Consider the following 24,051-nt stretch of genomic DNA (forward strand, 5'->3'; position numbering starts at 1 on the left):
CAGGCAGGCGCTGAGCCGGCCTCAGCGGCGCCTGCGGTTCTGGGCCCAGCGTTTGAGTCCGTAGAGCAGCCCCACCCCCAGCACCAGGCCCCCGAGGGCCACGATCACCTCCTGGCGACTCTCGGCGGTGGCCAGCTCGCCGAGCTGGCTGCCGAGCAGGGTCACCCCGGCCAGCCCCGGGACGATGCCCAGGGTCGAGCCGATCATGTAGTCGCGGAAGCGCAGGTGGAAGGCGCCGGCCATCATGTTGGTCAGGGTGAAGGGCGCCAGCGGCAGCAGGTTGACCACCGTCATGGTGCGGATGCCGCGCCCCGAGAGGTAGCGCGACAGGCCCTTGAGGTGTTTGCCGCCGTAGCGCAGCAGGGCGTCGCGGCCCAGCTTGCGACCCACCCACCAGGTCAACACCGAGGCGGCCAGCGTGCCGGCCAGCGCATAGCCGAAGCCCCACCAGGGGCCGAACAGCAGCCCGGTCAGCGCCACCAGCAGACTCAGCGGGAACATCACCAGCGAGGCGCCTGCGTAGACCGCCATGACCACCAGCACCGCCCAGGAGGCGTCGCGCCAGGCCACGCTCCCCTTGGCCAGGGTCAGCAGGGTGTCGACGGTGAGCAGGTCCTGCATGGCCAGCCATTGCCACAGCAGGCCAAGGGCGACGAGCAGGGTCAGGGCGGCAGCGAGGATGCCGAGGGAGCGAGACATGGGACTGGGGGTTCCTGTTCAGCGTCAGGCCACAGCATACGGCAGTGGCGGCGCGGGCCAAAGGGCGCGTGCGCCCGGGGGCGGGGCGTGAGCTGGCCCTTACTGCCGCGACGACCTTGTTGGACGACATGGTTGGACGCCTAGTTCGCCGTCATAGGCCAGTGGCATGGTGACACGCGCCAGTCGGTGAAGTGATGCAGGGCCGCGCCGCCGAACGTCGTCATGGCGAGTCGCATCACGGCGTGCCGCTCGTCGTGTGGCTTGGCGGCCAGGGTGGTCGGCGCCACATAGAGCGGCGCGGCCTCGGCATTGCCCCGGCAGGCGGCGAAGGCGGTGCCTGGGATCAGCCACCACCGCTCGCTGTTCTGCATGCCCAGGTCGCGGGCGCGGCCTAGATCGGCGCAGGTGATCGCCTCGTCGCGGTGCTGGGGCACCAGCATCCAGCGGTCGTCGGGCGCCGCCTTTAGCCAGGTGAAGGCGCGCTGGAACTGCTCGTCGTCCGGAGTGTGATAGCCGAAGTGAACCATCGGCTGGCGCGCCTGGAGCAGGAACTCCTCGTCGAAGTCGGGCATCGCCAGCCAGGCATCCGGACCGGTCTGGTCGACGATCTCGGCCATCAGGTCGCGGGGCGAACGGGCGTGATCCATCAGCGCATAGCCCCATGTCGACCAGCTCAGCCAGAACACTGCCAGCCAGGCCGAGAGCATCACCAGGCCACGGCGCGGACGCCCCCAGGCCAGCAGCGCCAGGGCGGCAAGCCCCAGCAGGCTCCACCAGGCCCAGGGGGCGACGCCATGCTCCTCGGCGAGGTCGGCCAGGGCCGGCAGCCCCACTGCACCGAGTAACCCGGCAGCGAGGAAGACGACGCCGAACAGGGCCAGCACGCCGCCGCCCAGCCACTGCAGGCGCGGTCGGCACAGCAGGCCGGCCAGCATCGGGGCGGCGGCCAGTACCAGCAGCGGCAGGGCCGGCAGCAGGTAGACGCTGCGTTTGCCCGGCGACAGTGAGAAGAAGGCGATGATCATCACCAGGCCGCCAAGCGGCAGCAGCACGCGGGCGTCGAGGCGCTTGCCGCGTCGCCACCAGGCGGGCACCAGCCAGGGCAGCGCCAGCACCAGCGGCAGCCAGGCCCAGGGAATCACCTCCGCGAGGAAGAAGTACCAGGGCTTGATATGGTGCCAGGAGTCGGCGTAGCGCTCGCCGGTCTGCTTGAACAGGATGTTGTCGCGATAGGCCGTCAGTAACGAGTTGTCGCTGAGGCTGGTGTAGATGGCCATGGGGCCCACCCACAGCAGCACGACGCCGAGCAGCACGGCGAGCCCCAGGCCGAGGTCTTGCCAGGTGGGGCGCACCACCTGGCTACGCCAGGCCAGCAGCCCCCAGAAAGGCACCATCAGCAGCGGCAGGAAGCCTACGCCCTTGGTCAGCACGCCGAGCCCCATGCCCGCGCAGCCGATCAGCCACCAGCGGCGATCGGGGCCGAGCAGGGCGTGGCGCATCAGGCCGTAGGCGCCGAGAGTGATCCAGCAGGTGACTAGCATGTCGATCTGGGCGGTGCGCGCCTGCAGCCCGAACTGGAAGCAGGAGAGCAGGGCGAGTCCGGCCAGCCAGGCCACGCGCCGACCGTAGAAGCGCGCCGAGAGATCCATGACCAGGGCCAGGGTGCCCAGGGCGCCGAGCAGTGACGGCAGCAGGAAGCCGAGGCGCACCGAGCCGGTCAGCTGGATGCCGGCGGCCATGGCCCACATGAAGATCGGCGGCTTGTCGGGATAGGGCTCGCCGCCGCGGTGGGGGATCCAGAACTGCCCGGTCTTGAGCATTTCCAGGGCATTGAGGGCGAAACGCGGCTCGTCGGCAGGCCAGGGGTCGCGCAGGCCTAGGCCCACGCCGAGGAAGATGGCCGCCAGTCCCAGCAGCCACCACCAGGGCAGGGACGGAACACGGCGAAGGTAGCGGGGTCGCGTCATGGTCGAACTCGCAGGAGGAAATCGAAGGTGAATACGCAGGGTGAACCGAGGGCTACTGGCGGGCCCGGCTGAGGCGGGTCTCGCGGCGGATCAGCATCAGATTGCGGAAATAGATGAACAGCCCTGCGCCCTGGCCGGCGATGAACACCGGATCGCGCCGATAGATGGCGTAGGCCAGCAGGGTGACGCCGCCGGCCAGGCTGAAGAACCAGAAGGCCTTGGGCACGATGCTGCGACGGGCGCGCTCGCTGGCCAGCCACTGGACCAGGAAACGCGCCGAGAACAGCGCCTGGCCCAGGAAGCCGACGGCTAGCCACAGCCATTCGGTGTTCATGAGATTTCCTCCTGCGGTGTCGGGGTGTGGCGGCGGGCGGGCTCGAGCGTCGTCAGGCCGGCCGGCAGCCGCGAGCGGTGGTGCAGCCACATCACGCCCAGCAGGTCGATTAGCCCGGCCCACAGGCGATTGTTGAGGCCGTAGTGGGATCGGCCGGCGCCCCGCGGGCGGTGGTTGACCGGCAGCGAGACGCAGCAGCCGCCCTGGGAAAGGATCAGCGCCGGCAGGAAGCGGTGCATGTGATCGAAGTAGGGCAGACACAGGAAGGCCTGGCGATGAATCACCTTGAGGCCGCAGCCGGTATCCGGGGTGTCGTCCTTGAGCAGGGCGCTGCGTACGCGGTTGGCTATCTTCGAGGACAGGCGCTTGAGCCAGTCGTCGCGGCGGGTGGTGCGATGGCCGGCGACCAGCGTGACGCCGCCCTGACGGGCGCGCTCGATCAGCCGCGGCAGGTCGGCGGGGTCGTTCTGGCCGTCACCGTCCAGGGTGGCCAGCCACTCGCCGTGGGCGCGGTGGGCGGCCTGCCACACCGAGGTGCTCTGTCCGGCGCTCTCGGCATGGCGCAGCGGGCGCAGCCTTGGGTCCTCGGCAGCGCGGGCCTCGAGCAGGCGCCAGCTATCGTCTCGTGAGGCGTCGTCCACCACCAGCACCTCATGGTCGACGGCCGCCAGGGCGGCGGCGATTTCGTCGAGCAGGGACGGCAGGTTACCCGCCTCGTCGCGAGCGGGAATGATCACGGAAACCAGCGGGACACTCACTTGGGACGCTCTCCACCGTCGTTGGCCAGGGCCCGATACGCTAGGTCAGTCAGCTTAACCACGCCTTAAGGTGTCTCCATTATGTTGCCCGTCGGACGCCCTCGCGGGGCGACCCCGCCGATGCTTGATCCACGTTAACTCCCGTCGTGGCGGGTCTGGTGGGCAAACGGCGGGCACGCTAGTCTGGTTCGGCTAGCGCTTAAACCATCGTTAAGAACGTGCTCGGACAATGGGTCGCTCAGGCGCGACCGGGACAGCCAAGGGGAGAAACGCATGCGCGTGCTGCTGGTGGAGGACGATCCATTGCTGGGGGATGGTATCAAGACTGCCCTGCTGCGCGAGGGATATGCCGTGGACTGGCTGGAGAATGGCCGTGAGGCCATGGCGGCGGCCCGCTACGACGATTTCTCGGTGATGGTCCTCGACCTGGGGCTGCCGGACATGGACGGCATGAAGGTACTGGAATCGGTGCGGGGCCATGGCGCCCTGCCGGTGCTGATCCTGACCGCCCGAGACGACATCGAATCGCGCATCGCCGGACTCGACGGCGGCGCGGACGACTATGTGCTCAAGCCCTTCGACCTGCACGAGCTGCTGGCCCGACTGCGGGTGGTGACGCGCCGCGCCGAGGGGCGGGTGTCGCAGTATCTCGACGTGGGCAGCCTGCGCATCGATGAGGCCCGTCATCGAGTGATCTGGCAGGGCGAGGAGGTGGCGCTGACGCGTCGCGAATACGCCCTGCTGCTGGAGCTGGCCCGCCACGCCGACCGGGTGATGACCCGGCCGCGCCTGGAGAGCCTGTTGTATGGCTGGGAGGACGAGGTGGCGTCCAACGCCGTGGAGGTGCATATCCATCACCTGCGCAAGAAGTTTCACAAGGGGCTGATCACCACCATCCGTGGCATCGGCTATCGATTGAACGCCGGCGACGCATGAAATCGATTCGTCGCTATCTGAGCCGCACCCTGGCGCTAGTGCTGGCGGGGGTGACCCTGCTGGTGGTGACGGCCGCCTATCTGATCACCGCCCACGAGACCGAGGAGATCCTCGACGCCCAGCTCAGCCTGCAGGGCCGGGTGGTGGCCAGCCTGATCGGGCCTGGGGCCAGCGAGGACACCTATCGTCGGGTCGCCGAGCGGCTCAGTCATCCGGGGCATCCCGCGCGCTTCTATCAGGACGGCGTGCCGACGATGGACGAAACCGGCCGCGAGTCGGCGCTCTACCACCATGAGGAGCGCGAACTGTCGCTGGGCTTCTGGAATCGCGACGGCAGCCCGCTGTTGATGGGGGCGGAGTGGAGCGGCTCGGGCGCCTTCCCCGCGCCTCGCAAGGACGGCTATACCTGGGTCGAGTACGACGGAGAGCGCTGGCGCGTATTCTCGATGTTCGATGAGGCCAGCGGGACCTGGATCCGCTCCGGGGTGAGCATCGAGTTCATGCAGGAGCTGGAGCGCAAGGTCGCGCTCGGCAATCTGGTGCCGATGCTGCTGGCCCTGCCGCTGCTGCTCGTCGCCATGGGCTGGATCGTGCGGCGAGGGCTGACGCCGATCGGTACGCTGTCTCGCGAGGTGGCCGGGCGCGACGATCGCGACCTGAGCTTCCTCGATGTCGAGGTGCCTCGTGAGCTCTCGGGGCTGCGCCAGGCGATCAACGACTTCATTTCACGGCTTCGCGAGACGCTCGAACGCGAGCGGCGTTTCACCGCCGATGCCGCCCACGAGCTGCGCACGCCGTTGGCGGGGCTCAAGATCCATCTCGACAATGCCCGGGCGGGTGAACGGGACTCGCTGGACAAGGCCTACCGTGGTGTGGAGCGGCTGCAGCGGGTGGTCGAGCAGCTGCTGGTCCTGGCCCGGCTGGACCGCCGCGAGGCGCGTGAGGCGCGGGACATCGATCTCTATCCGCTGGTGCTCGAGCTGGTTGCCGAGCTGTGGCCCTGGGCCCAGGCCCGGCACCAGGAGATGTCCCTGCACGGCGTCGAGGCGCTGTGGGTGCGTGCTGATCCCGTCGAGGCGGGCATCCTTATTCGTAACTTGCTGGACAATGCCCTGCGCTATACCCCGGAGCACGGCGAAGTGACGATCGAACTCTCGGAGACCGCCGGCGGGGCCGTGCTAGCGGTGCGCGACAGCGGCCCGGGCATTGCCGAGGAAGCGCTCGGCACCATCACCGAGCGCTTCCGCCGCGCCGCCGACCAGCGTATCACCGGCAGCGGTCTGGGGCTCGCGATCGTGCAGCAGCTGGCCGAGCGCCAGCAGGCCAGGCTGACGCTACGCAACTGCCATCCCCACGGTCTCGAGGCCTCGCTGTGCTGGCCGGCGCGCTCGCCGGCCAGCGAGCCATCGGCTCAGGTGGCGGACTCGGCGCGCCAGGCAAGTGGATCCTGGCGGAAGTAGCGGGTGAGCAGCGTGTACAGTGCCGGGTAGGCGTCATGCAGCGCCTCGGGCGCGGAGAAGAAATACTCGCAGGCCACGGCGAAGCACTCGCCGGGCTGGCTGGCAGCATAGTCGTCGATGGGCGTGGCCTCGCCACGGGCGAGATGCGCCTGGAGGTCGTCCCACACGGCGGTGAATACCCGATGCCAGTCGCGCGGGTCGATGTCGCCGGGCAGCGGCGGGAAGCCGTCGGCGCCCAGGGAATTGGCCATGTCGAGCTTGTGGGCCAGCTCGTGGATCACCACGTTGAAGCCGTCCAGGTGGCCGCTTTCCATCAGATCCGGGTAAGCCACCACCACCGGCCCCTGGTGGGAGGTTTCGCCGGCGCGCTCGTCGTCGTACTCGTGCATCACGCCGAACTCGTCGAGCTCCTCGACCCGGCGATGGAAGGCGTCTGGCACGATCAGGATCTCATGGACGCCGGCGAAGGCCTGGCGATGGGTACGCTCGTCCCAGCCCAGGGTCAGCAGGCAGGCCTGGGCGGCGATGGCCAGCCGCGCGGCCGCGTCGAAGTCGATCGCCGCGTCCAGTTCGGGATGGCGGCTCAGCCGCTTGGCGTGGGCAAACCACCAGGCGCGCTGCCCGAGGCGCCCGGCGTCGTCCTCGGGCAGCGCGGCGAGCAGCGGCAGCCGCGCCCGGGCCTCGTCCCAGTCCGCGGCGGGGAAGGGGTGGCGAGCCTCGAAGCGGGCCGCTCGCCAGCGCTTCAGCCTTTCCAGCACGGCCTCAGCTCTCCTCCACGTCCCGTCCCCCGGACTTCCACGACCAGTCGCGCAGCCGCAGGTCGAACAGGTCCTGGCGGCGGTCCTTGAGGTTGGTCACCGAGCCCTCGTTGCGTACCACCTTGAGGCGGTTCAAGTCGAGGTCCGAGAACATGATCATCTCGGTGTTGGGCGTGGTCTCGGCCAGCACGGCGTCGTGGGGGAAGGAGAAGTCCGAGGGCGAAAACACCGAGGACTGGGCGTACTGGATGTCGAGGTTCTCGATCGACGGCACGTTGCCGACGCTGCCGCACAGCACCACGTAGCACTCGTTCTCGATGGCGCGAGCCTGGGCACAGTGGCGCACCCGCAGGTAGCCGTTCTTGGTGTCGGTCCAGAACGGCACGAACAGGATGTCCATGTCCTGGTCGGCGAGCAGTCGCGACAGCTCGGGGAATTCCACGTCATAGCAGATCTGGATGCCGATGCGGCCGGCGTCGGTCTCGAACACCTGCAGCTCGTCGCCGCCCTCGATCACCCAGTCGCGACGCTCCTGGGGGGTGATGTGGAGCTTGGCCTGGCGCTCGATGGAGCCGTCGCGGTGGCACAGGTAGGCGACGTTGTAGAGCCGGTCCTCCTCGCCGACCTCGATCATCGAGCCGGCCACGATATTGATGTTGTAGGCCACCGCCATGCGCGACAGCTCGGTCTTGAAGCGCTCGGTGAAGCCGGCCAGGAAGCGGATGGCCGCCAGCTGGTCCTGCTGGGCGGCGCGATCCTGCAGACCCATCAGCGGGGCGTTGAACAGCTCCGGGAAGACCGCGAAGTCGCTCTGGTAGTCGGCCAGGGCGTCGACGAAGTACTCGACCTGCTGCAGCACCGCCTCCACCGAAGCGAACTCGCGCATCTGCCACTGCACGGCGCCGACCCGCACCTGGGTGCGGCGAGTCTCCAGCACCCGCTCGGCGGGCTCGAAGAGGATGTTGTTCCACTCCAGCAGGGTCGCGTAACCCTGGGACTTCTCGTCCTCGGGCAGGTACTTGCGCAGCAGCCGCTTGACCTGGAAGTCGTTGGCCAGCTGGAACGACAGGATCGGGTCGTGGACCTCTTTGCGCGCCACCTTGTCGATGTACTCCGCCGGGGAGAGCTCGTCGGCGTAATGGTGATACTGGGGGATGCGCCCGCCGGCCAGGATGGCGCGCATGTTCAACGAGCGGCACAGCTCCTTGCGGGCCTCGTAGAGCCGCCGGCCCAGGCGGTAGCCGCGGTAATCCGGATGGATCAGCACGTCGAGACCGTACATGGCATCGCCGTCGGCGTCATTGAGGATGATCTCGCGCTGGCCGATCAGGTCATCGTACTGGTGCGGGTTGGAGAACTCGTCGTAGTCGACCTGCACGGTCAGCGCCACGCCGACCAGGCGGCTATCGTCCTCGATGACGATCTGGCCGTCGGGGAACTCCTGAATCAGCTTGTCGATGGTGTGCTCGGGCCAGGCGCCGCCGATGTCGTGGTAGACGGCGTCCATCAGCGCCTTGAGCTGCGGGTAGTCGTCCTGCGTCAGGTTGCGCAGGTTGAGGTGCAGGTCATCGAGGGACATGGCCGCGGACTCTCCGGTCGGGTAACGAAAATCGCAGTCTATCAGGGTGGCGACCGCCACGGGGAAGCCCCGCGACGGGACGCGTCAGCGAGCGCGGTCGGCAGCGCCTCGGCGCGGCGTGCGTGTCAGCGGCCGGGTCAGCGTCTGGGCCATGATCACGCCGGCCAGCACCAGGACACCGCCGACGACATGGTAGGCGGCGAGGCGTTCGCCGAGGGCGAACATGGCGATCACGGCGCTGAACAGCGGCATCAGGTTGATGAAGATGCTGGCCTGGCTGGCGCCGATGCGACGAATGGCCAGCATCCACAGGAAGGTAGTGACGATGGACGCGGGGATACCGGCGTAGAGGATCAGGCCCAGGTTGCCGGCGTTCACCGGGGTCATGGGGCCCAGCAGGTAGGGCGGCAGCAGGATCAGCACGGCGCAGATCACCTGTCCGTAGAGCAGCACCCAGGGCGGCAGCGCCAGGGGCCATCGCTTGAGCATCACGCCATAGAGGGCGTAGCAGGTGGCGGCCACTACCATCAGGGCATCGCCTACGGCCACCTCCAGGTCGAGCAGCGACAGCGGGTTGCCGTGGCCCAGCAGGATCGACACGCCGGCGAGTGCCAGCAGGCCGCCGATGACGCCGCCCAAGCTGGGCGGCTCGCGCAGGATGAGCGCGCTGAGCAGCACGGTCAGCAGCGGCACCATGGCGGCCAGGATGCCCATGTTGGTGGCCGAGGTGGTCTCGGCGGCCACGTAGGCGAGCCCTTGCCACAGCCCCATGCCCAGCAGGCCGAGCACCGCCAGCTTCGGCCAGTGGCGGCGCAGCTCGGCGCGATGCCGCCAAGCGGCGGGTGCGACGAAAGGGGTGAGCACGGCGAGCGCCAGCAGCCAGCGCAGGAAGGCGATGCTGCTCGGGGCGATAGCGCCCACGGTGAGCTGGTTGATGGTCATGTTGCCGGACCAGATCAGCACGGCGCCGAGCGGCGGCAGAAAATGCAGTAATGGCATGACGTCCCTGACATGACGAAATGGGCCCCGTCCCCGGGACCCGAAAATGGTGTGTCGATGATAGGGGGGAATCGATGAGAGTGCTAATGGCGTCGGCCGGTGCCTGGACCGAATGGTGAGAGACGCCCGGCCTTAACGCAGCTGGCTGTCCTTGCTGCCACGCCGATTGAAGCCGCCCGCCGGGCCTTGGCGCCGGTCGCGCTCGGCCTGGCAGGCCAGGCACAGCCGTACGCCGGGCACGGCCTGGCGTCGTGCCTCGGGGATCGGCTCGTCGCATTCGTGGCAGTAGTGGGCGCTCTCGCCGCGAGGTAGTGAGCGTCTGGCGCGCTCGAGTTCGTCGCGTACGCTGTCGTCGATCTGCTGCTGCACATCGCCGTCTTTCGACCAGCCGCCTGCCATGGTGTCGTCTCCTCCAGCTCGCGCCGAGCCTTCTGCCTGCTGCCCCGGGGCGTCATGGCCCTCCAGGCCCCAGACTAGCGTGCCCCGCGGGGCGGCGCGATGCTCGTTGCGACATCCGGGCGTCCCCCGGACATCGCCAACCCGCAATGTCCGGGGGACGACGCCCGATCGAGGGCGTCAGGCGACCTGGCGGCGCATCAGGCGCAGTTCGCCGTTCAACGCGCGGATGATGGTGTAGCACATCAGCAGCATGACGATCGAGAACGGGATCGCCGTTGCCGTCACCCCGGCCTGGAGCGCCGACAGGCCGCCGCCGAGCAGCAGTACGATGGCGATCAAGCCTTCCACGGCGGCCCAGAACATGCGCTGGGGGCGCGGGGCATCCACCTTGCCGCCGGCGGTGATGGTGTCGATCACCAGCGAGCCGGAGTCCGAGGAGGTGACGAAGAAAATCAGCGCCAGGATGATGCCGAGGGTCGACATCAGGCCCGAGAATGGCAGCTCGTTGAGCATGCCGAACAGCGACAGCTCGGGGCTGTAGTTGTCGATCACGTAGTCCTTGACCAGGCTGCCGGCGGGATCGGCATAGAGCTGGTCGAGGGCGGTGCCGCCGAACACGCCCATCCAGACGAAGATGAACAGGCTGGGAATCAGCAGCACGCAGATCACGAACTCCCGCACCGTGCGTCCCCGCGAGACCCGGGCGATGAACATGCCGACGAACGGCGCCCAGCTGACCCACCAGGCCCAGTAGAAGATGGTCCAGGCCTGGCGATAGGCGTCGTCGTCACGGCCGAAGGGCGCCGATAGCGGCAGGAAGTCCGTGACGTAGGTCGTAAGGCCGGTCCAGAAGCCGCTCAGGGCCACCAGGGTCGGGCCGGCGAACAGCACGAAGAAGAAGAACAGCACGGCCATGACCATGTTGATCTCGGAGAGCTTCTTCACGCCGCCCTCCAGGCCGCGCCACACCGATACCAGAGCCACCGCCGTGACCAGTACGATGACGATGACCTGGGTGGTGGCGTTGACGTCCAGCCCGAAGACGAAGTTCATCCCCGCGTTGGCCTGCTGCGCCCCGAGGCCGAGCGACGTGGCCAGCCCGAACAGGGTGGAAAACACCGCCAGGATGTCGATGACATGGCCCCACCAGCCCCAGACGCGGTCGCCGAGGATCGGGAAGAAGGCCGAGCGGATGGAGAAGGGCAGGCCCTTGTTGTAGGTGAAAATGGACAGGGCCAGCGCCATGACCACGTACACGGCCCAACCGTGGATGCCCCAATGCAGATAGGTGCCGGCGATGCCCATGGCGCTGGCCTCGGCCACGGCCTCCGGGTTGAGCTCGCCATCGGCGCCAAACGGAGGCGTGATGCCCAAGGGAAGGGAAACGTTGGCGTGGTAGACCGGCTCCAGCACGCCGAAGAACAGTAGACCGATGCCGATCCCGGCAGCGAACAACATCGCGAACCACGACAGGTAGCCGTGCTCGGGTCGGGCATCCGGCCCGCCTAGCCGGACTTTCCCGTAGGGCAGGATGATCAGTGCCACGCAGAACAGAATGAAGAAATCCACCACGATCATGAAGTACCAGTCCAGCGTCCCGGTGGAGAAGGCGACGATGGATTGGAAGACGCTGCTGGCCTGGTCCGGGAACAGCAGGGTGAGCACGATGAAGATCACCGAGGCGACCGCCGAGACGACGAATACCCGGTTATGGATATCGAAGGCGAAGGGGCCCAGTCGCCCCTCGATATTGTCCTGGCCGACGGTGTAGTCGGTCTGCATGTCACTGGCCACCGCAGGTGGGGCCGGATCGCTTGGAACGCTCATGGGCGTCTTCTCCTTGTGTCATTAACAGGGGGGCGAGGGGAACGCTGACAAGCCGACCCTGGTAATCGGGGCCGGCGCGTTCGAGAGCAGGCCGAGGAATCTCGCATCATCCGCTCGGCCGTCGTTTGTCGTGATGTCGCGGGGATGGCCTCTTGAAGGATAGTGGCAGGACCGTGGGCATCGCCGCGATGCTCTCCACGGTCGCTGCCGGGTGTGGGTGGGCCTCTCCCGGGCCCGCGTGGTCATCCAGCAAGGCGAGGGACGATGCGTTCAGGTGCCCGCTTTCGGGAAGCGCGCACGTGCCTCGAGGTCATCCAGGTCGATGGTGTTGCGCATGTACTGGACGCTGGCGTCGAAGAACGGCTGGTGATCCCAGGAGGTGACCTTGCCCTTCATGTTGGCGCGGGACACCAGCTTGCGGCGGCGCTGGCTGTCGAGCACCTGCTGGTGCAGCTTGTCGGTATCCCAGCGCCGGGCGACTTCGTCGCGGAAGCGCTGGCGCAGTTCCTGATGGTCGGCGTCTTCGGCGAGGTTGGTCAGCTCCAGCGGATCGGCTTCGAGGTCGAACAGCTGGTCGGGGTCCGGCGTGGAGTGAACGAACTTGTAGCGGCCGCGGCGGATCATCAGCAGCGGGGCGATGGCACCCTCGCCGCAGTATTCGCCGATCACCTCGTCGTGGCCAACTTCCCCGGTCAGGTGCGGGTTCAGGCTGCGGCCGTCGACGGGCACCGCGTACTGCGGGGCCCGGCCGTCGTTGCCCCATTCGGCGAAGGTCGGCAGCAGGTCCATGGTGGAGACGGACTGCTTGACCCGGCCGGCGGCGAAGCGCCCCGGCGCATGGATGATCATCGGCACCCGGGCGGAGCCCTCGAACCAGCTCATCTTGTACCACAGGCCGCGCTCGCCGAGCATGTCGCCGTGGTCGCCGGAGAACACGATGATGGTGTCCTCGGCCAGGCCGCTTTCCTCCAGGGCCTTGAGCACCTTGCCGAGCTGGTCGTCGACGTAGCTGATCGCTCCATAGTAGGCGCGACGCGCGTTGCGGATCTGCGCGTCGTCGATGGTGTCCTCGTCGCACTGGTAGACCTGGCGCAGGCGCCTGGAGTGCGGATCCATCAGCTCGCGCGAGTAGGGCACCCGCGGCATGTCGATCTCGTCGTGATCGTAGCGGTCCCAGTACTCCTGCGGAATGGTGTAGGGATCGTGGGGATGAGTCAGCGAGACCGTCAGGCAGAAGGGGCGATCCCGATCGCTGCGCGCATAGTCATAGATGAATCGCTGGGCGCGAAAGGTGACTTCATCGTCGAAATCGAGCTGGTTGGAGCGCACGCAGGGCCCGGCTTGGGTGACCGAGGACATGTTGTGGTAGTAGCTCGGACGCTCCTCGACGTTCTCCCAGTCGACGAACCAGCCGAAGTCGGCCGGATAGATGTCGGAGGTCAGGCGCTCCTCGAAGCCGTGCAGCTGGTCCGGGCCGCAGAAGTGCATCTTGCCGGACAGCGCCGTCAGGTAGCCGGCGTCGCGCAGGTAGTGGGCGTAGGTCGGCGTATCCGCGGAGAGTTCCGCGGCGTTGTCGAAACCGCCGATCCGCGAGGGCAGCTGGCCGGCCATCAGGGTGAAGCGCGACGGCGCACACAGCGGGCTGTTGCAGTAGGCCGAGTCGAAGACGACGCCTTCTTCGGCCAGGCGGGAGAGATTCGGGGTCTTGACGACCTTGTGGCCGTAGAAAGGCAGCGACGGGGCCGCCATCTGGTCTGCCATCAGAAACAGGATATTCGGCTGCTGGTGGGACATCGGGAGGCTCCCAGGCGTTGTCGGAGTGGGTGGTGAAGCTACTCCCAGTCTCTATGCTAATCTCATACCCTGTAAACTCGCTGTTTTTTTATGTCTGGGATTAGTAGAATTAATGTCTTTGATGGAAAAAAGGGTGTCGCCCAATGGCCTGAGGGTGTTCGAGGCGGCGGCCCGTCACCTGAGCTTCACCGCTGCCGCACAGGAGCTGCGTTCGACCCAGTCCGCGGTCAGCCAGCAGGTTCGCGCCCTCGAGGAGGCGCTCGACCTCAAGCTGTTCGATCGGGTGCATCGCGGCGTGCGCCTGAGCGAGCCGGGCCAGGTCCTGTTCGAGGCCGTGCAGGAGGGGTTTTCGACCATCGAGCGCACCATCGATCGGCTGCAGCAGCGTCATCGCAATCCGCGGCTCAACATCCTCACCGACTTCTCGCTGGCCTCCTATTGGCTGCTGCCTCGGCTGCCAGTGTTTCGTCGGCTGCACCCGCACATCGATGTGCGGATCATGACCAACCAGGGGGGCTTCGACTGGCAGGGGCAGGAGGTCGATATCGCCATCGTGTTCGGCGACCGGCGAGGGTTGGAGGGGGCGCCGCGCCTGCTGGACGAGGAAGTCTTTCCGGTGTGCAGCGCGGGGTTTCTGGAACAGCATGGGTCGATCGATGATCTGGACCGGCTCGGTGAGGTGCCGCTGCTGACGCTGACCGCCGATCAGGGGCAGCGCTGGCTGGACTGGCCCGGTTACTTCGAACGCATGGGCGGCAGGGCGCACTTGGCGCCCTCCGAGCTGATCTTCAATAATTATCCATTACTTGTACAGGCGGCAATCGCCGGTCAGGGCGTGGCACTTGGCTGGCGAGGGCTGGTGGATGACTTGATCGAGCGCGGCATGCTGGTGGGCCTGGAAAATCTCTCGCTGGGTACGTCCAGCGGGTATGGGGTGATCGATGTGCACCCGGAGGATCGTCGTACCGCCAAGTGGGCATTCGTCGACTGGATGCTGTCGAGCTAGTGTATTTTCTCACGCCAGCCCCCGGCATGAGGCCGGGGGCTGGCATTGGTCATAGGCTTTCGCGATACCTGACCTCAGCCCTCGGGATCGTTGGCGGAATCCACGCCTCCCTTGGGTGCCATATCTTCGTCGAGACTGCCCTCGGCGTGGGAGGTATCTGCATCCGACGGGGCGTTGGCAGTGTCCGTGCCGCCTTCCTCGACGATGGGCTCGTCGCCCATGGCGGCTTCGTCGTGATTCATACTGGACTCTTCCACCGTGTTGGCGCTGTCTGCGCCGCTGTTCGGCGCCATCTCGTCCCCTTCATGGTGATCCGCCAGGGCGGTGCCGCCCAGCATCATCAGGGCGCTCAGGGTAATGGCAGCAGTCGCAATACGTTTCATGATGTACCTCTCGTCCGGTGATGGGCGTGTCTGGCATCCGTGCATTGCGTCGAATGCTATACAAAACCTATGCAATATTCTTGATGGATGCAAGTATTGGCCACGAAACGCCAAGACCCGGCGGCAGCCGGAGTCTTGGCATGGGACGGAACGCGTGCTGGTGTTTCGCTGCGGATGACCGTGAGAAGAGTAGGTGGCCCGAGAGGCCGCCTGGTTGCCATGGTCTATCCCTGCGTCAGGGCGCTAGAGCACGGCGGCGATGCTGGCGCGGGCCACCTGGGCATCCTGGTCGGCCTTGACGCCGGAGACGCCCACCGCACCGATCACCTGGCCGTCGACGACCACCGGCACGCCGCCCTCCATCAGGCCCTGTAGGGGCGCGGACAGGAAGGCGTGGCGGCCCTCGTTGATCATGCGCTCGAAGACCTGTGTCTCCTTGTGGCTCAGGGCGGCGGTGCGAGCCTTCTGGGCGCTGATCATGGCGGTCATCGGCGAGGCGCCGTCGAGGCGGCGCAGTCCCAGCAGTTCGCCGCTGTCGTCGGTGATCGAAATGGTGACGTTCCATTGATTGGCTTCGGCCTCACGCTGCGCGGCGTCGAGGATGGCGTTGACCTCGGTGAGGCCGAGAATGGCTTTGGTCTGCATGGCATGCTCCTTGGTTTGGATTTGGGTTAGAGCAGAGGATCCCCGGGCTTCGGGCTTCGGGCTTCGGGCTTCGGGCTTCGGGCTTTGGGCTTCGGGCTTTGGGCTCGGGGGGAGAAATGGTTGTTCGGCCGAGTGCCACGGGCTTCGGGCTTCGGGCCGCTCGTGGCTCGAGGCCCGTCGCCCGAGGCCCGGATCAAGGCCTTGTCGATGAGTTCGATCCAGTGGCGCACTTCGGTACGGCCGGCGCCGGACAGTTGTTGCGCCGCAAGGGAATGCACGACGTGGGAGCGCTGCTCCGCAGCGCGATCCGCCGCGAAGCGGTGGTCGGCTGCGTGCCGGCGGCAGGGCGCCTGGCGGCGCCATTCGCGCAATGAATTGCGCTCCCACGAGGGATGGCCGGTCATGCCAGCGCCTCATCGACGAGTTCGATCCAGTGGCGCACGGCGGTACGACCGGCGCCGCCGAGGTGGGTCTGGCAGCCGATGTTGGCCGTCGCAATCACCTCCGGCTCGCCGGCTTCCAGTGCGTCGAGCCTGTCGTCGCGCAGCCGGGCGGCGAGTTCGGGCTGTGTGATCGAGTAGGTGCCCGCCGAGCCGCAGCACAGGTGCGGGCTCTGGACCGAGGTCAGCGAGAAGCCGAGTCGAGTCAGTACGCCTTCTACTGCGCCGCCCAGCTTCTGGGCGTGCTGCAGCGTGCAGGGGCAGTGGAAGGCCAGGCGCCTTTCGGCCTTGGCGTGTAGCGGTTCGAGATCTTCGTCGCGCAGCACTTCCACTAGGTCACGGGCCAGTGCGCTGATCCGGGCGGCACGCTCGGCATAGGCGGAGTCGTCGGCGAGCAGCTCGCCGTACTCCTTGACGAAGGCGCCGCATCCGCTGGCGGTCTGGACGATGGCCTCGCAGCCGGCCTCGATGTGCGGCCACCAGGCGTCGATATTGGCGCGGGCGCGATCCCTGCCGGCTTCCTGGGCGTCCAGGTGGAAGTCCACGGCGCCGCAGCAGCCGGCCTCCGGAACCGGTGTCAGACCGATGCCCAGGCGATCCAGCACTCGCGCGGCGGCGGCGTTGGTGTTGGGCGAGAGCCCGGGCTGCACGCAGCCCTCGAGAATCAGCATCTGCCGGGCATGGCGTCGGCCGTCGGGACGCGTGCCGGCGTCCACCGGCGCGGGCGGCAGCTTGGTCGCGAGGCGGCCGGCGAGCAGCGGCCGAAAGGTCAGACCGACCTTGAGTAGCGCCTTGAAACGGGCCGGTTCCACCACGGCGTGACGCAGGGCGAAGCGGAAGGCCCGTTCGCTGGCCGGCCGCGGCAGGCGACGCTCCAGCTCGGCGCGGCCGATGTCGAGCAGCTTGTGGTACTCCACCCCGGAAGGGCAGGTGGTCTCGCAGTTGCGGCAGCTCAGGCAGCGGTCCAGGTGCAGTCGGGTCTCGGCGGTGATGTCGGCGCGTTCCTCGCGGTCCTCGAGCAGTGCCTTCATCAGGTAGATGCGTCCGCGCGGACCGTCGCGCTCGTCGCCGAGCAGCCGGTAGGTGGGGCAGGTGGCGTTGCAGAAGCCGCAGTGCACGCAGCTGCGCAGCACCCGGTCGGCTTCGCGCAGGTGCGGTTGCTGGAGGTCCTCGGCGGTGAAGTGCGTCTGCATGTCATAGCCCCCCGTAGAGTCGGCCGGGATTGAAGATCCCATGGGGATCCAGCTCGGCCTTGAGGCGTTGGTGATACTTGACCAGCGGTGGCGCCAGCGGCGTGAAGGGCTCGGCGGCACCGGGCGCCAGGCAGGTGGCATGGCCACCGGCGCGGGTCACGCCGTCGCGCAGCGTCCCGGCGTCGAGGTCGCTTTTCAGCCAGCGCTGGGCGCCGGCCCAGTCATGCAGCATGGCGTCCTCGTCGAGCCCCTCGATATCCAGCTGCGCCCGCTGGGGCAGGGAAAGTCGCCACAGGGGCCGCGGATCCGTGCCGTCGAAGAAGGGTAGGTGCAGCTCGCGCAGTGAGCCCCAGTAGTCGTCTTCCAGGTCGTCGCCGCCGAACTCGCGCCGGGTCGCGGCCACCGAGCCGGCACCGCCCTCGAGACGCAGGTTCAGGGCGCCGTCCTGCCAGGCGGCGGCGCTGATCGGCAGCGGTCGACGGCCCCACTCGGCCAGGCGTTGCCTGGCCTCTTCCCGTGACATCGGCAGGCGCAGGCCGTGGCGAGCGGCGGGGCGTGGCAGGACCTTGAGCGAGACCTCGGCGACGAGCCCCAGGGTGCCCTGGGCGCCGACCGCCAGCCGCGACAGGTCGTAGCCGGCGACGTTCTTCATCACTTCGCCGCCGAAGCGCAGCGACCGGCCGTGGCGATCGATCATGCGTATGCCGAGCACGAAGTCGCGCACTGCCCCGGCCCAGGGGCGCCGCGGCCCGGAGAGTCCGGCGGCGACCATGCCGCCTACCGTGGCCCCCGCGCCGAAATGAGGCGGCTCGAAGGGCAGCATCTGGCCCTGTTCGGCGAGCGTCGCCTCCAGTTCGGCCAGCGGCGTGCCGGCGCGTGCCGAGACGATCAGCTCCACCGGATCGTAGGTGGTGATGCCGCGATGCTCGCGGGTCGAGAGCGCCTGGCCCTCGACCTGCCGACCATAGAAGGCCTTGGTGTCGCCGCCGATGATGTGCAGCGGCGTGCCCTCGGCGTCGGCCTGGCGAATGCGTTCGCCGAGCTCCTGGGTGGCGTCCCTGTCCGGGAGCGTCTGGGTGGACGTATCCATGAGCACTCCTCAGAAACGTGGCAGATCGGGATGCGGCAGCTTGCCGTGGTGCACGTGCAAGGCGCCGAACTCGGCGCAGCGCGCAAGCGTAGGGATGTTCTTGCCCGGGTTGAGCAGCCCCTTGGGGTCGAAGGCGGCCTTCACGCTGTGAAAGGTCGTCAGCTCGTCGGACTGGAACTGCACGCACATCTGGTTGATCTTCTCGCGGCCCACCCCGTGCTCGCCGGTGATCGAGCCGCCGGCGGCCACGCAGGCCTCGAGGATCTGACCGCCCAGCGCTTCGGCCCTCTCCAGCTCGCCCTCGCGGTTGGCATCGAAGAGGATTAGCGGGTGCATGTTGCCGTCGCCGGCGTGGAAGACGTTGGCCACGCGCAGGCCGTACGTCTCGGAGAGCTCGGCGATGGTCCCTAGCACCCGGGGCAAGGCGCGCCGCGGAATGGTGCCGTCCATGCAGTAGTAGTCGGGCGACATGCGGCCCACTGCCGGAAAGGCGTTCTTGCGTCCGGCCCAGAACAGGGCGCGTTCGGCCTCGTCGCGAGCCTGACGGACCTCGATGGCGCCAGCGGCTTCCATCACCCGCCTGGCGGCCTCGCAGTCGGCGTCCACGTCGTCCTCTACGCCGTCCAGCTCGCACAGCAGGATGGCCGCGGCCTCCACCGGGTAGCCGGCGTGGATGAAGTCCTCGGCGGCACGGATCGCCAGGCTGTCCATCATCTCGAGCCCCCCGGGCACGATGCCGGCGGCGATGATGTCGCCCACCGCGCGACCGGCTTGTGCCACGTCGTCGAAGCTCGCCATCAGCACCTTGGCGCTTTCGGGCTTGGGCAGCAGCCTGACGGTGATCTCGGTGACGATCCCGAGCATGCCCTCGGAGCCGTTGATCAACGCCAGCAGGTCGAAGCCGGGAGCGTCCAGCGCCTCGCTGCCGAGCACCAGACGTTCGCCCTCCAGCGTCAGCAGCTCGACGCGCATCACGTTGTGCACGGTCAGGCCATACTTGAGACAGTGCACGCCGCCGGCGTTCTCGGCGACGTTACCGCCGATCGAGCAGGCGATCTGCGAGGAAGGGTCGGGCGCGTAGTAGAGCCCGAAAGGGGCGGCGGCCTCGGAGATGGCCAGGTTGCGCACTCCGGGCTGGACCCGGGCCGTTCGGGCGTCGGGATCCACTTCCAGGATGCGGTCGAAGCGCGACATCACCAGTAGTACGCCCTGTTCCAGGGGCAGGGCACCGCCGGACAGGCCGGTACCGGCGCCGCGGGTGACCGCGGGTACGCCGAGGGCATGACAGCGTGTCAGCAGGGTCGCGACCTGGTCGAGGTCGTCCGGCAGGGCGACCAGCATCGGCAGGACACGGTAGGCGGATAAACCGTCGCACTCGAAGGGGCGCAGGTCCTCTTCTCGGTGCAGCAGGGTCATGCCAGGCACGGACCGCTCCAGGTCGGCCAGCACCGTGGCCTTGTCCTGGCGAGGCAGGTCGCCATCGAGTCGCGAGTCGTAGTGGATGTTCATGGCGGCTCCGGAACGGGAAGGCATCCGTTGGTTCGATACTATGGAAGTGGTTTTCATAAATCTATGGAAAAAATTTCCGTTTTTATGTCGATGCGGCGTGATTCATGCTGCGACTCTCCGCCAACGGCTTTCTCACGCGCCCTGCAGCGGATCGAGCCGTGCCGCTCTGCGACACTGTGACACCCCCTCGAGCGAGGCGGTCGGCACCGTGAGACATGACGAAACTCCTATCACCATAGGGCCGCCCGATTGTGATCACCATCCAGGGTAAATTGGTATTACCAATAATTATCAAGCCTGGCTGGCCCGTCACTATGAAAAGTTGGTCGTGAATTCAAGGTGCTGCGTGGCAACGGGAACAGAAGCTGGCCAGGGGAGGCAGACATTGGTTCGACTAATGGACAAGGTAGCCGGGGCGGCTCGCGACATGGCGGGCCGGCGGCAAGCCTGTCACCATCGGGCTTTTCCATCGGTGACGAGGAGTCGGTATGACACGGGTGCTCTATGACCTCTGCGGCCTGGACGAGCGGCTGCGTTTTTCTCCCTACTGCTGGCGAGTGCGCTATGCGCTGGCCCACAAGGGCCTCGACGTCGAGGCGCGGCCCTGGCGCTTCACCGACAAGGCCGAGCTGACCTTTGCCAATCACGACAAGGTGCCGGTGCTGGTCGATGGTGACGAAGTCGTGACCGACAGCTATGCCATCCTGCGCTACCTCGACCGCACCTATCCCGAGGCGCCGCTGCTCGGCGATGGGCAGGCCGAAGTCCGGGGCCGCTTCTTCAAGCACTACGCCGAGCGAGCCCTGGCGCCGGCCATGATGCGCACCATCATCATGGACCTGTTCAACGCCATCCACCCCGACGACCGTGCCTACTTCCGCGAGAGTCGCGAGAAGCGCTTCGGCCGCTCGCTGGAGGAGTTCCATTCGCCGGCCAAGGGGCTCGCCCAGCTCGATGCGGCTCTGGCGCCGCTGCGTGGCCATCTGGAAGACGCCGACTTCCTGGACGGCGCGGCGCCGGCCGGAGCCGACTATCTGGTATTCGGCTTCTTCATGTGGGCGCGCTGTGTCTCCAGCGCCGATCTGGTCTCCAATGCCGACCCGGTCCACGCCTGGCGCGAACGGATGCTCGATTGCCACGGCGGCCTGGGGCGCGAGGCGCTGCGCGTGACCGACATCGAGGGCGCCTATCGCTAGGCGCGGGCCTAGCAGTGTCCGTGCTCGGCACACGACGTTGGACATCGGCTCGAACGCGTGCCCGGTCCTGGGTTTTGCTAGCCGACTTTGCAAGGCAATGGCTCGATAGCCAGGGAGTTAACCTCGATAGTCGTAAGGGCGAATTTGATGTTGCGGTGCACAAAAACGGCTGCTATGTTGCAATGCAACACGGGCGCTTCACCCGCTGTACGTTTCCATTGGAGGTGTGCCATGACCAAGACCGCGACCGTCAAGACCGGCGAGCAGTTCGAATCCATGTTCGTTACCCCGTTCCGGGCCTACGGTGCCCTCAATCTGGAGGCCGCCGAAAAGCTGGTGGTTACCCAGTTCGGCGTCGCTGAGTCGTTTTCTGAGGCGGCGCTGGCACAGGCGCGCAGTTGGCTGTCGGTAAGAGGGGTCGAGGACTACCAGAAGGCGCTGGACGGGCAGCAGCAAACGGTGAAGTCGCTCGGCGATCGTCTGAAGTCGGATGCCGAGACCTTGATGAGCCTGGGGCAGGATTACGTGCAGAAGAGTCAGAAACTGGTCGAAGGTCAAATGAAGGCGACCGGAATTTCCTGAAACACGTCAGGCAAGGGGCCCATTGCCGGGCCTTTGGGCCATCGCCGAAAGGCGTTGGCCCTTTTTTGTAGAAGTCATCTGCCGGTTCAACCGTGCTCGGTGCCCAGGAGGCGAACGACCTCGTCGTCGCTGACCTGGCCGAAGTCGGCATAGAACTGGCCGACAGCGCTGAAGTTTGCTGGCGTCAGCAAGCAGACCACCTCGTCGGCGAGCGGCTTCAGGCGCGTTATCGTCTCCGGAGGGGCGGCACCGAGCGCGGCGGCCAGCAGCGCCGGACGGTGCGGTCGCAGGCTGGTCAGCGCCATGGCCATGGTGGCGCCGGTGGCGCTGCCGTCGTCCACGATCACCACGATGCGGCCAGCCGGATCGATCGGAGCACGCACCGGCGTGTATCGCCGACGGCGCTCGGCGAGACGTGCCTGCTGAGCCTCGACTTCTCGGGCGATGTCATCTTCGTCGTAGTACTGTGCCGCCGGTTCCAACTGTACCCGGTCCTCTTCGCCCACCGCGCCAATGGCGTACTCCGGATTGCCCGGAGCCCCCAGCTTGCGTACCAGTACCACATCGAGATCGCCCTCGAGCTCGTCGGCGATCAGTCGCGCCATGGGCACCCCGCCGCGAGGGATGGCAAGGATCAAGGGGCGGATGCCCTTCAGGTGTTCGAGTCGTCGCGCCAGCTGTTGGGCAGCATCCCGCCGGTCGCGGAACATGGATCGCTCCTCGCGTCGCCTCACTGCCTTGAGTCTAGTTCAGATCCCGGGAATCGGATCGTAGAGATGCCTTGATTGTATACATGATGCTCCATTATCGTGCTGCAAGGATCTCGTCCTCTTTGTATCCAATTAGGGTGGTATTCGATACACAACCATAAACAACGGCCGTTCACGAGACGGCCGGGACCCACCCGACGAGGCCGGCTGTCCGCGACGGACACCCATGGGATCCCCGCTCCCCGGTGCGTGCATGCCGAGGGAGCAGGACGCCACAACAACACCACACCCAATGGCCGATATCATGCAGACCAACGTCAACAACACTTCGATATTCGATTTCCATGGCAGGCCCTCCTTCCTGAAGGCCTTGCCGATCTCCCTCCAGCACGTGCTGGCGATGATCGCCGGCGTGATCACGCCGCCCATCATCATTGCTGGCGTGGTGGGCTCCACGCCGCAGGAGAAACTGCTGCTGATTCAGATCGCCGTGCTGGCCTCGGGGATCTGCACGCTGTTCCATCTCTACGGCGTCTGGAAATTCGGCGCCCGGCTGCCGGCGATCTTCGGCGTGGGCTTTGCCTACGTGCCGACGCTGATCGCCGTGGGCAGCCAGTTCGGCATCGAGGGCATCCTCGGCGCCCAGCTGATCGGCGGCATCACCATGATGGTGGTGGGCTATTTCATCCAGTACATTCGCCATCTCTTTCCGCCGGTGGTGGCGGGCACGGTGGTGCTGGTCATCGGCCTGTCGCTGTACGACATCGCCATCCGCTACATCGCCGGCAGTGGCAACGTGAATGCTCCCGGCTTCGGCGAGCTGCAGAACTGGGGCGTGGGCCTGGTGACTCTGGTTACCGTGCTGCTGGCCTCCCAGTTCGGCAAAGGCGTGGTCAAGCTCTCGGCGATCATCGTCGGCATCCTGGTCGGTTACCTGATCGCGTTGCCGCTGGGCATGGTCGACTTCAGCTCCGTGGCCAATGCCGAGTGGATTGCTGTGCCCCAGGTGATGCCCTTCGAGATGGAGTTCCATTCGGCGGCCATCGTCTCGCTGGTGGTGATCTGCGTGATCAACTCCGTGCAGACCATCGGTGACCTCTCGGCGACCAGCGTGGCCGGCATGAACCGCGAGCTGAAGACCAAGGAGCTGACCGGTGGCCTGCTCGGTAACGGTCTGACCACGGCGGCGAGTGCCTTCTTTGGCGCCCTGCCCACGTCCACCTTCAGCCAGAACGTGGGCATCGTGGCCATGACCAAGGTGATCAGCCGCTACGTCCTGGCCATTGCCGGGATCTTCATGCTGCTGGCCGGTCTCAGCCCCAAGTTCGGGGCCATCATGACCACCATTCCCTATCCGGTGCTCGGCGGTGCCACCATCACGGTGTTCGGGATGATCACCATGACCGGCATCCAGCTGCTGACCAAGGATGAAATGTCGGCCCGCAACATGACTATCGTCGGGCTGGCCCTGGCGCTGAGCCTGGGGATCTCGGCGGTGCCCTCGGCCATCGCCGAGTTCCCTGAGACCCTGCAGAACGTGATCGGCGGGGCGCCTATCGTGGTCGCCGCGATCACGGCCTTCTTGCTCAACCTGACGCTGCCGCGCAAGACGCTGGCGGATGAGGCCCGTGAACGTGAGGCGATTGCCGAGGCGGATGCCGAGCAAGCGGCCGATCAGGGTGGTCTGAAGGCCGAGAAATGAGGGCCGGGGCGGGCACTTGCCCGCCCCGCGGCATTCCAGCCGTCACGCGAATCACCCAAGCCGCGAGGCATGAAAAAAGCGCTGC

22 protein-coding genes are annotated in these 24,051 nt (G+C 66.9%); 6 read left to right on the plus strand and 16 right to left on the minus strand.

The features are described 5' to 3' along the window. Positions 1–21 precede the first annotated feature (21 nt). The 4 genes from ACGTN6_RS10250 to ACGTN6_RS10265 form a co-directional block, all read right to left on the minus strand. Entirely contained in the window at positions 22–699 is a 678-nt protein-coding gene (locus ACGTN6_RS10250; RefSeq protein WP_394591384.1) for a TVP38/TMEM64 family protein, read from the minus strand. A 140-nt stretch (positions 700–839) separates the two neighbouring features. Next, entirely contained in the window at positions 840–2,666 is a 1,827-nt protein-coding gene (locus tag ACGTN6_RS10255; protein ID WP_394591386.1) for an ArnT family glycosyltransferase, read from the minus strand. Positions 2,667–2,718: 52 nt separating this feature from the next. Then, positions 2,719–3,000, minus strand: coding sequence for a lipid-A-disaccharide synthase N-terminal domain-containing protein (locus ACGTN6_RS10260; RefSeq protein ID WP_394591388.1), 282 nt, complete (start codon positions 2,998–3,000; stop codon positions 2,719–2,721). Continuing rightward, positions 2,997–3,758: a glycosyltransferase family 2 protein gene (locus ACGTN6_RS10265; RefSeq protein WP_394591389.1), complete on the minus strand. Its 762-nt coding sequence runs from the start codon at positions 3,756–3,758 to the stop codon at positions 2,997–2,999. Before ACGTN6_RS10265 ends, ACGTN6_RS10260 begins: the two co-directional genes overlap by 4 nt. 273 nt (positions 3,759–4,031) lie before the next feature. Between ACGTN6_RS10265 and ACGTN6_RS10270 the strand changes: the two genes are divergently transcribed. Together ACGTN6_RS10270 and ACGTN6_RS10275 are read left to right on the plus strand one after the other, a co-directional pair. Then, positions 4,032–4,694, plus strand: coding sequence for a response regulator (locus ACGTN6_RS10270; RefSeq protein ID WP_394591391.1), 663 nt, complete (start codon positions 4,032–4,034; stop codon positions 4,692–4,694). Next, positions 4,691–6,154, plus strand: a complete 1,464-nt coding sequence (locus ACGTN6_RS10275; RefSeq protein ID WP_394591393.1) for an ATP-binding protein — start codon at positions 4,691–4,693, stop codon at positions 6,152–6,154. The genes ACGTN6_RS10270 and ACGTN6_RS10275 overlap by 4 nt, the downstream gene beginning before the upstream one ends. Here ACGTN6_RS10275 and ACGTN6_RS10280 read toward each other — a convergent pair. The 6 genes from ACGTN6_RS10280 to betC form a co-directional block, all read right to left on the minus strand. Next, a complete protein-coding gene (locus tag ACGTN6_RS10280) occupies positions 6,106–6,912 on the minus strand; it encodes a M90 family metallopeptidase (RefSeq protein WP_394591394.1) in 807 nt (268 codons plus the stop codon). The two genes, ACGTN6_RS10275 and ACGTN6_RS10280, sit on opposite strands and share 49 nt — an antisense overlap. 4 nt (positions 6,913–6,916) lie before the next feature. Then, positions 6,917–8,491, minus strand: coding sequence for a GNAT family N-acetyltransferase (locus ACGTN6_RS10285; RefSeq protein ID WP_394591396.1), 1,575 nt, complete (start codon positions 8,489–8,491; stop codon positions 6,917–6,919). Positions 8,492–8,575: 84 nt separating this feature from the next. Continuing rightward, positions 8,576–9,490, minus strand: a complete 915-nt coding sequence (locus ACGTN6_RS10290) for a DMT family transporter (RefSeq protein WP_394591397.1) — start codon at positions 9,488–9,490, stop codon at positions 8,576–8,578. A gap of 132 nt (positions 9,491–9,622) precedes the next feature. After that, entirely contained in the window at positions 9,623–9,889 is a 267-nt protein-coding gene (locus ACGTN6_RS10295) for a DksA/TraR family C4-type zinc finger protein (RefSeq protein ID WP_394591398.1), read from the minus strand. Positions 9,890–10,066: 177 nt separating this feature from the next. Then, complete coding sequence (locus ACGTN6_RS10300) at positions 10,067–11,716, minus strand: BCCT family transporter (protein ID WP_394591399.1); 1,650 nt, start codon at positions 11,714–11,716, stop codon at positions 10,067–10,069. Between the two features lie 270 nt (positions 11,717–11,986). Further along, positions 11,987–13,510: a choline-sulfatase gene (betC, locus tag ACGTN6_RS10305; protein WP_394591401.1), complete on the minus strand. Its 1,524-nt coding sequence runs from the start codon at positions 13,508–13,510 to the stop codon at positions 11,987–11,989. 133 nt (positions 13,511–13,643) lie between these two features. Between betC and ACGTN6_RS10310 the strand changes: the two genes are divergently transcribed. Then, complete coding sequence (locus ACGTN6_RS10310) at positions 13,644–14,516, plus strand: LysR substrate-binding domain-containing protein (RefSeq protein WP_394591403.1); 873 nt, start codon at positions 13,644–13,646, stop codon at positions 14,514–14,516. Between the two features lie 74 nt (positions 14,517–14,590). Here ACGTN6_RS10310 and ACGTN6_RS10315 read toward each other — a convergent pair whose 3' ends face one another. The 5 genes from ACGTN6_RS10315 to glcD form a co-directional block, all read right to left on the minus strand. Beyond that, positions 14,591–14,899, minus strand: a complete 309-nt coding sequence (locus ACGTN6_RS10315) for a hypothetical protein (protein ID WP_394591404.1) — start codon at positions 14,897–14,899, stop codon at positions 14,591–14,593. 243 nt (positions 14,900–15,142) lie between these two features. Continuing rightward, positions 15,143–15,544 carry a GlcG/HbpS family heme-binding protein gene (locus ACGTN6_RS10320; protein ID WP_394591405.1) on the minus strand — a complete coding sequence of 134 codons (402 nt, stop codon included), beginning with the start codon at positions 15,542–15,544 and terminating at the stop codon, positions 15,143–15,145. 400 nt (positions 15,545–15,944) lie between these two features. Then, positions 15,945–17,177 (minus strand): glycolate oxidase subunit GlcF, encoded by a 1,233-nt coding sequence (glcF, locus tag ACGTN6_RS10325; RefSeq protein WP_394591406.1) that lies wholly within the window; start codon positions 17,175–17,177, stop codon positions 15,945–15,947. Position 17,178: 1 nt separating this feature from the next. After that, a complete protein-coding gene (gene glcE / locus ACGTN6_RS10330; RefSeq protein WP_394591408.1) occupies positions 17,179–18,267 on the minus strand; it encodes a glycolate oxidase subunit GlcE in 1,089 nt (362 codons plus the stop codon). 9 nt (positions 18,268–18,276) lie between these two features. After that, positions 18,277–19,776, minus strand: a complete 1,500-nt coding sequence (gene glcD / locus ACGTN6_RS10335) for a glycolate oxidase subunit GlcD (protein ID WP_394591409.1) — start codon at positions 19,774–19,776, stop codon at positions 18,277–18,279. A 488-nt stretch (positions 19,777–20,264) separates the two neighbouring features. On the opposite strand from glcD, the gene ACGTN6_RS10340 reads away from it, so the two are divergent. Together ACGTN6_RS10340 and ACGTN6_RS10345 are read left to right on the plus strand one after the other, a co-directional pair. Continuing rightward, entirely contained in the window at positions 20,265–20,972 is a 708-nt protein-coding gene (locus tag ACGTN6_RS10340) for a glutathione S-transferase family protein (protein WP_394591410.1), read from the plus strand. A gap of 231 nt (positions 20,973–21,203) precedes the next feature. Further along, positions 21,204–21,554 (plus strand): phasin family protein, encoded by a 351-nt coding sequence (locus ACGTN6_RS10345; protein ID WP_394591412.1) that lies wholly within the window; start codon positions 21,204–21,206, stop codon positions 21,552–21,554. Between the two features lie 86 nt (positions 21,555–21,640). Here ACGTN6_RS10345 and ACGTN6_RS10350 read toward each other — a convergent pair whose 3' ends face one another. Beyond that, complete coding sequence (locus tag ACGTN6_RS10350; RefSeq protein WP_394591413.1) at positions 21,641–22,264, minus strand: phosphoribosyltransferase; 624 nt, start codon at positions 22,262–22,264, stop codon at positions 21,641–21,643. Between the two features lie 304 nt (positions 22,265–22,568). Between ACGTN6_RS10350 and ACGTN6_RS10355 the strand changes: the two genes are divergently transcribed. Beyond that, complete coding sequence (locus ACGTN6_RS10355; RefSeq protein ID WP_394591414.1) at positions 22,569–23,966, plus strand: uracil-xanthine permease family protein; 1,398 nt, start codon at positions 22,569–22,571, stop codon at positions 23,964–23,966. The last annotated feature ends 85 nt before the right edge of the window (positions 23,967–24,051 follow it).

It is taken from the genome of Halomonas sp. B23F22_20 (assembly GCF_043496985.1).
Classification (GTDB): domain Bacteria; phylum Pseudomonadota; class Gammaproteobacteria; order Pseudomonadales; family Halomonadaceae; genus Halomonas.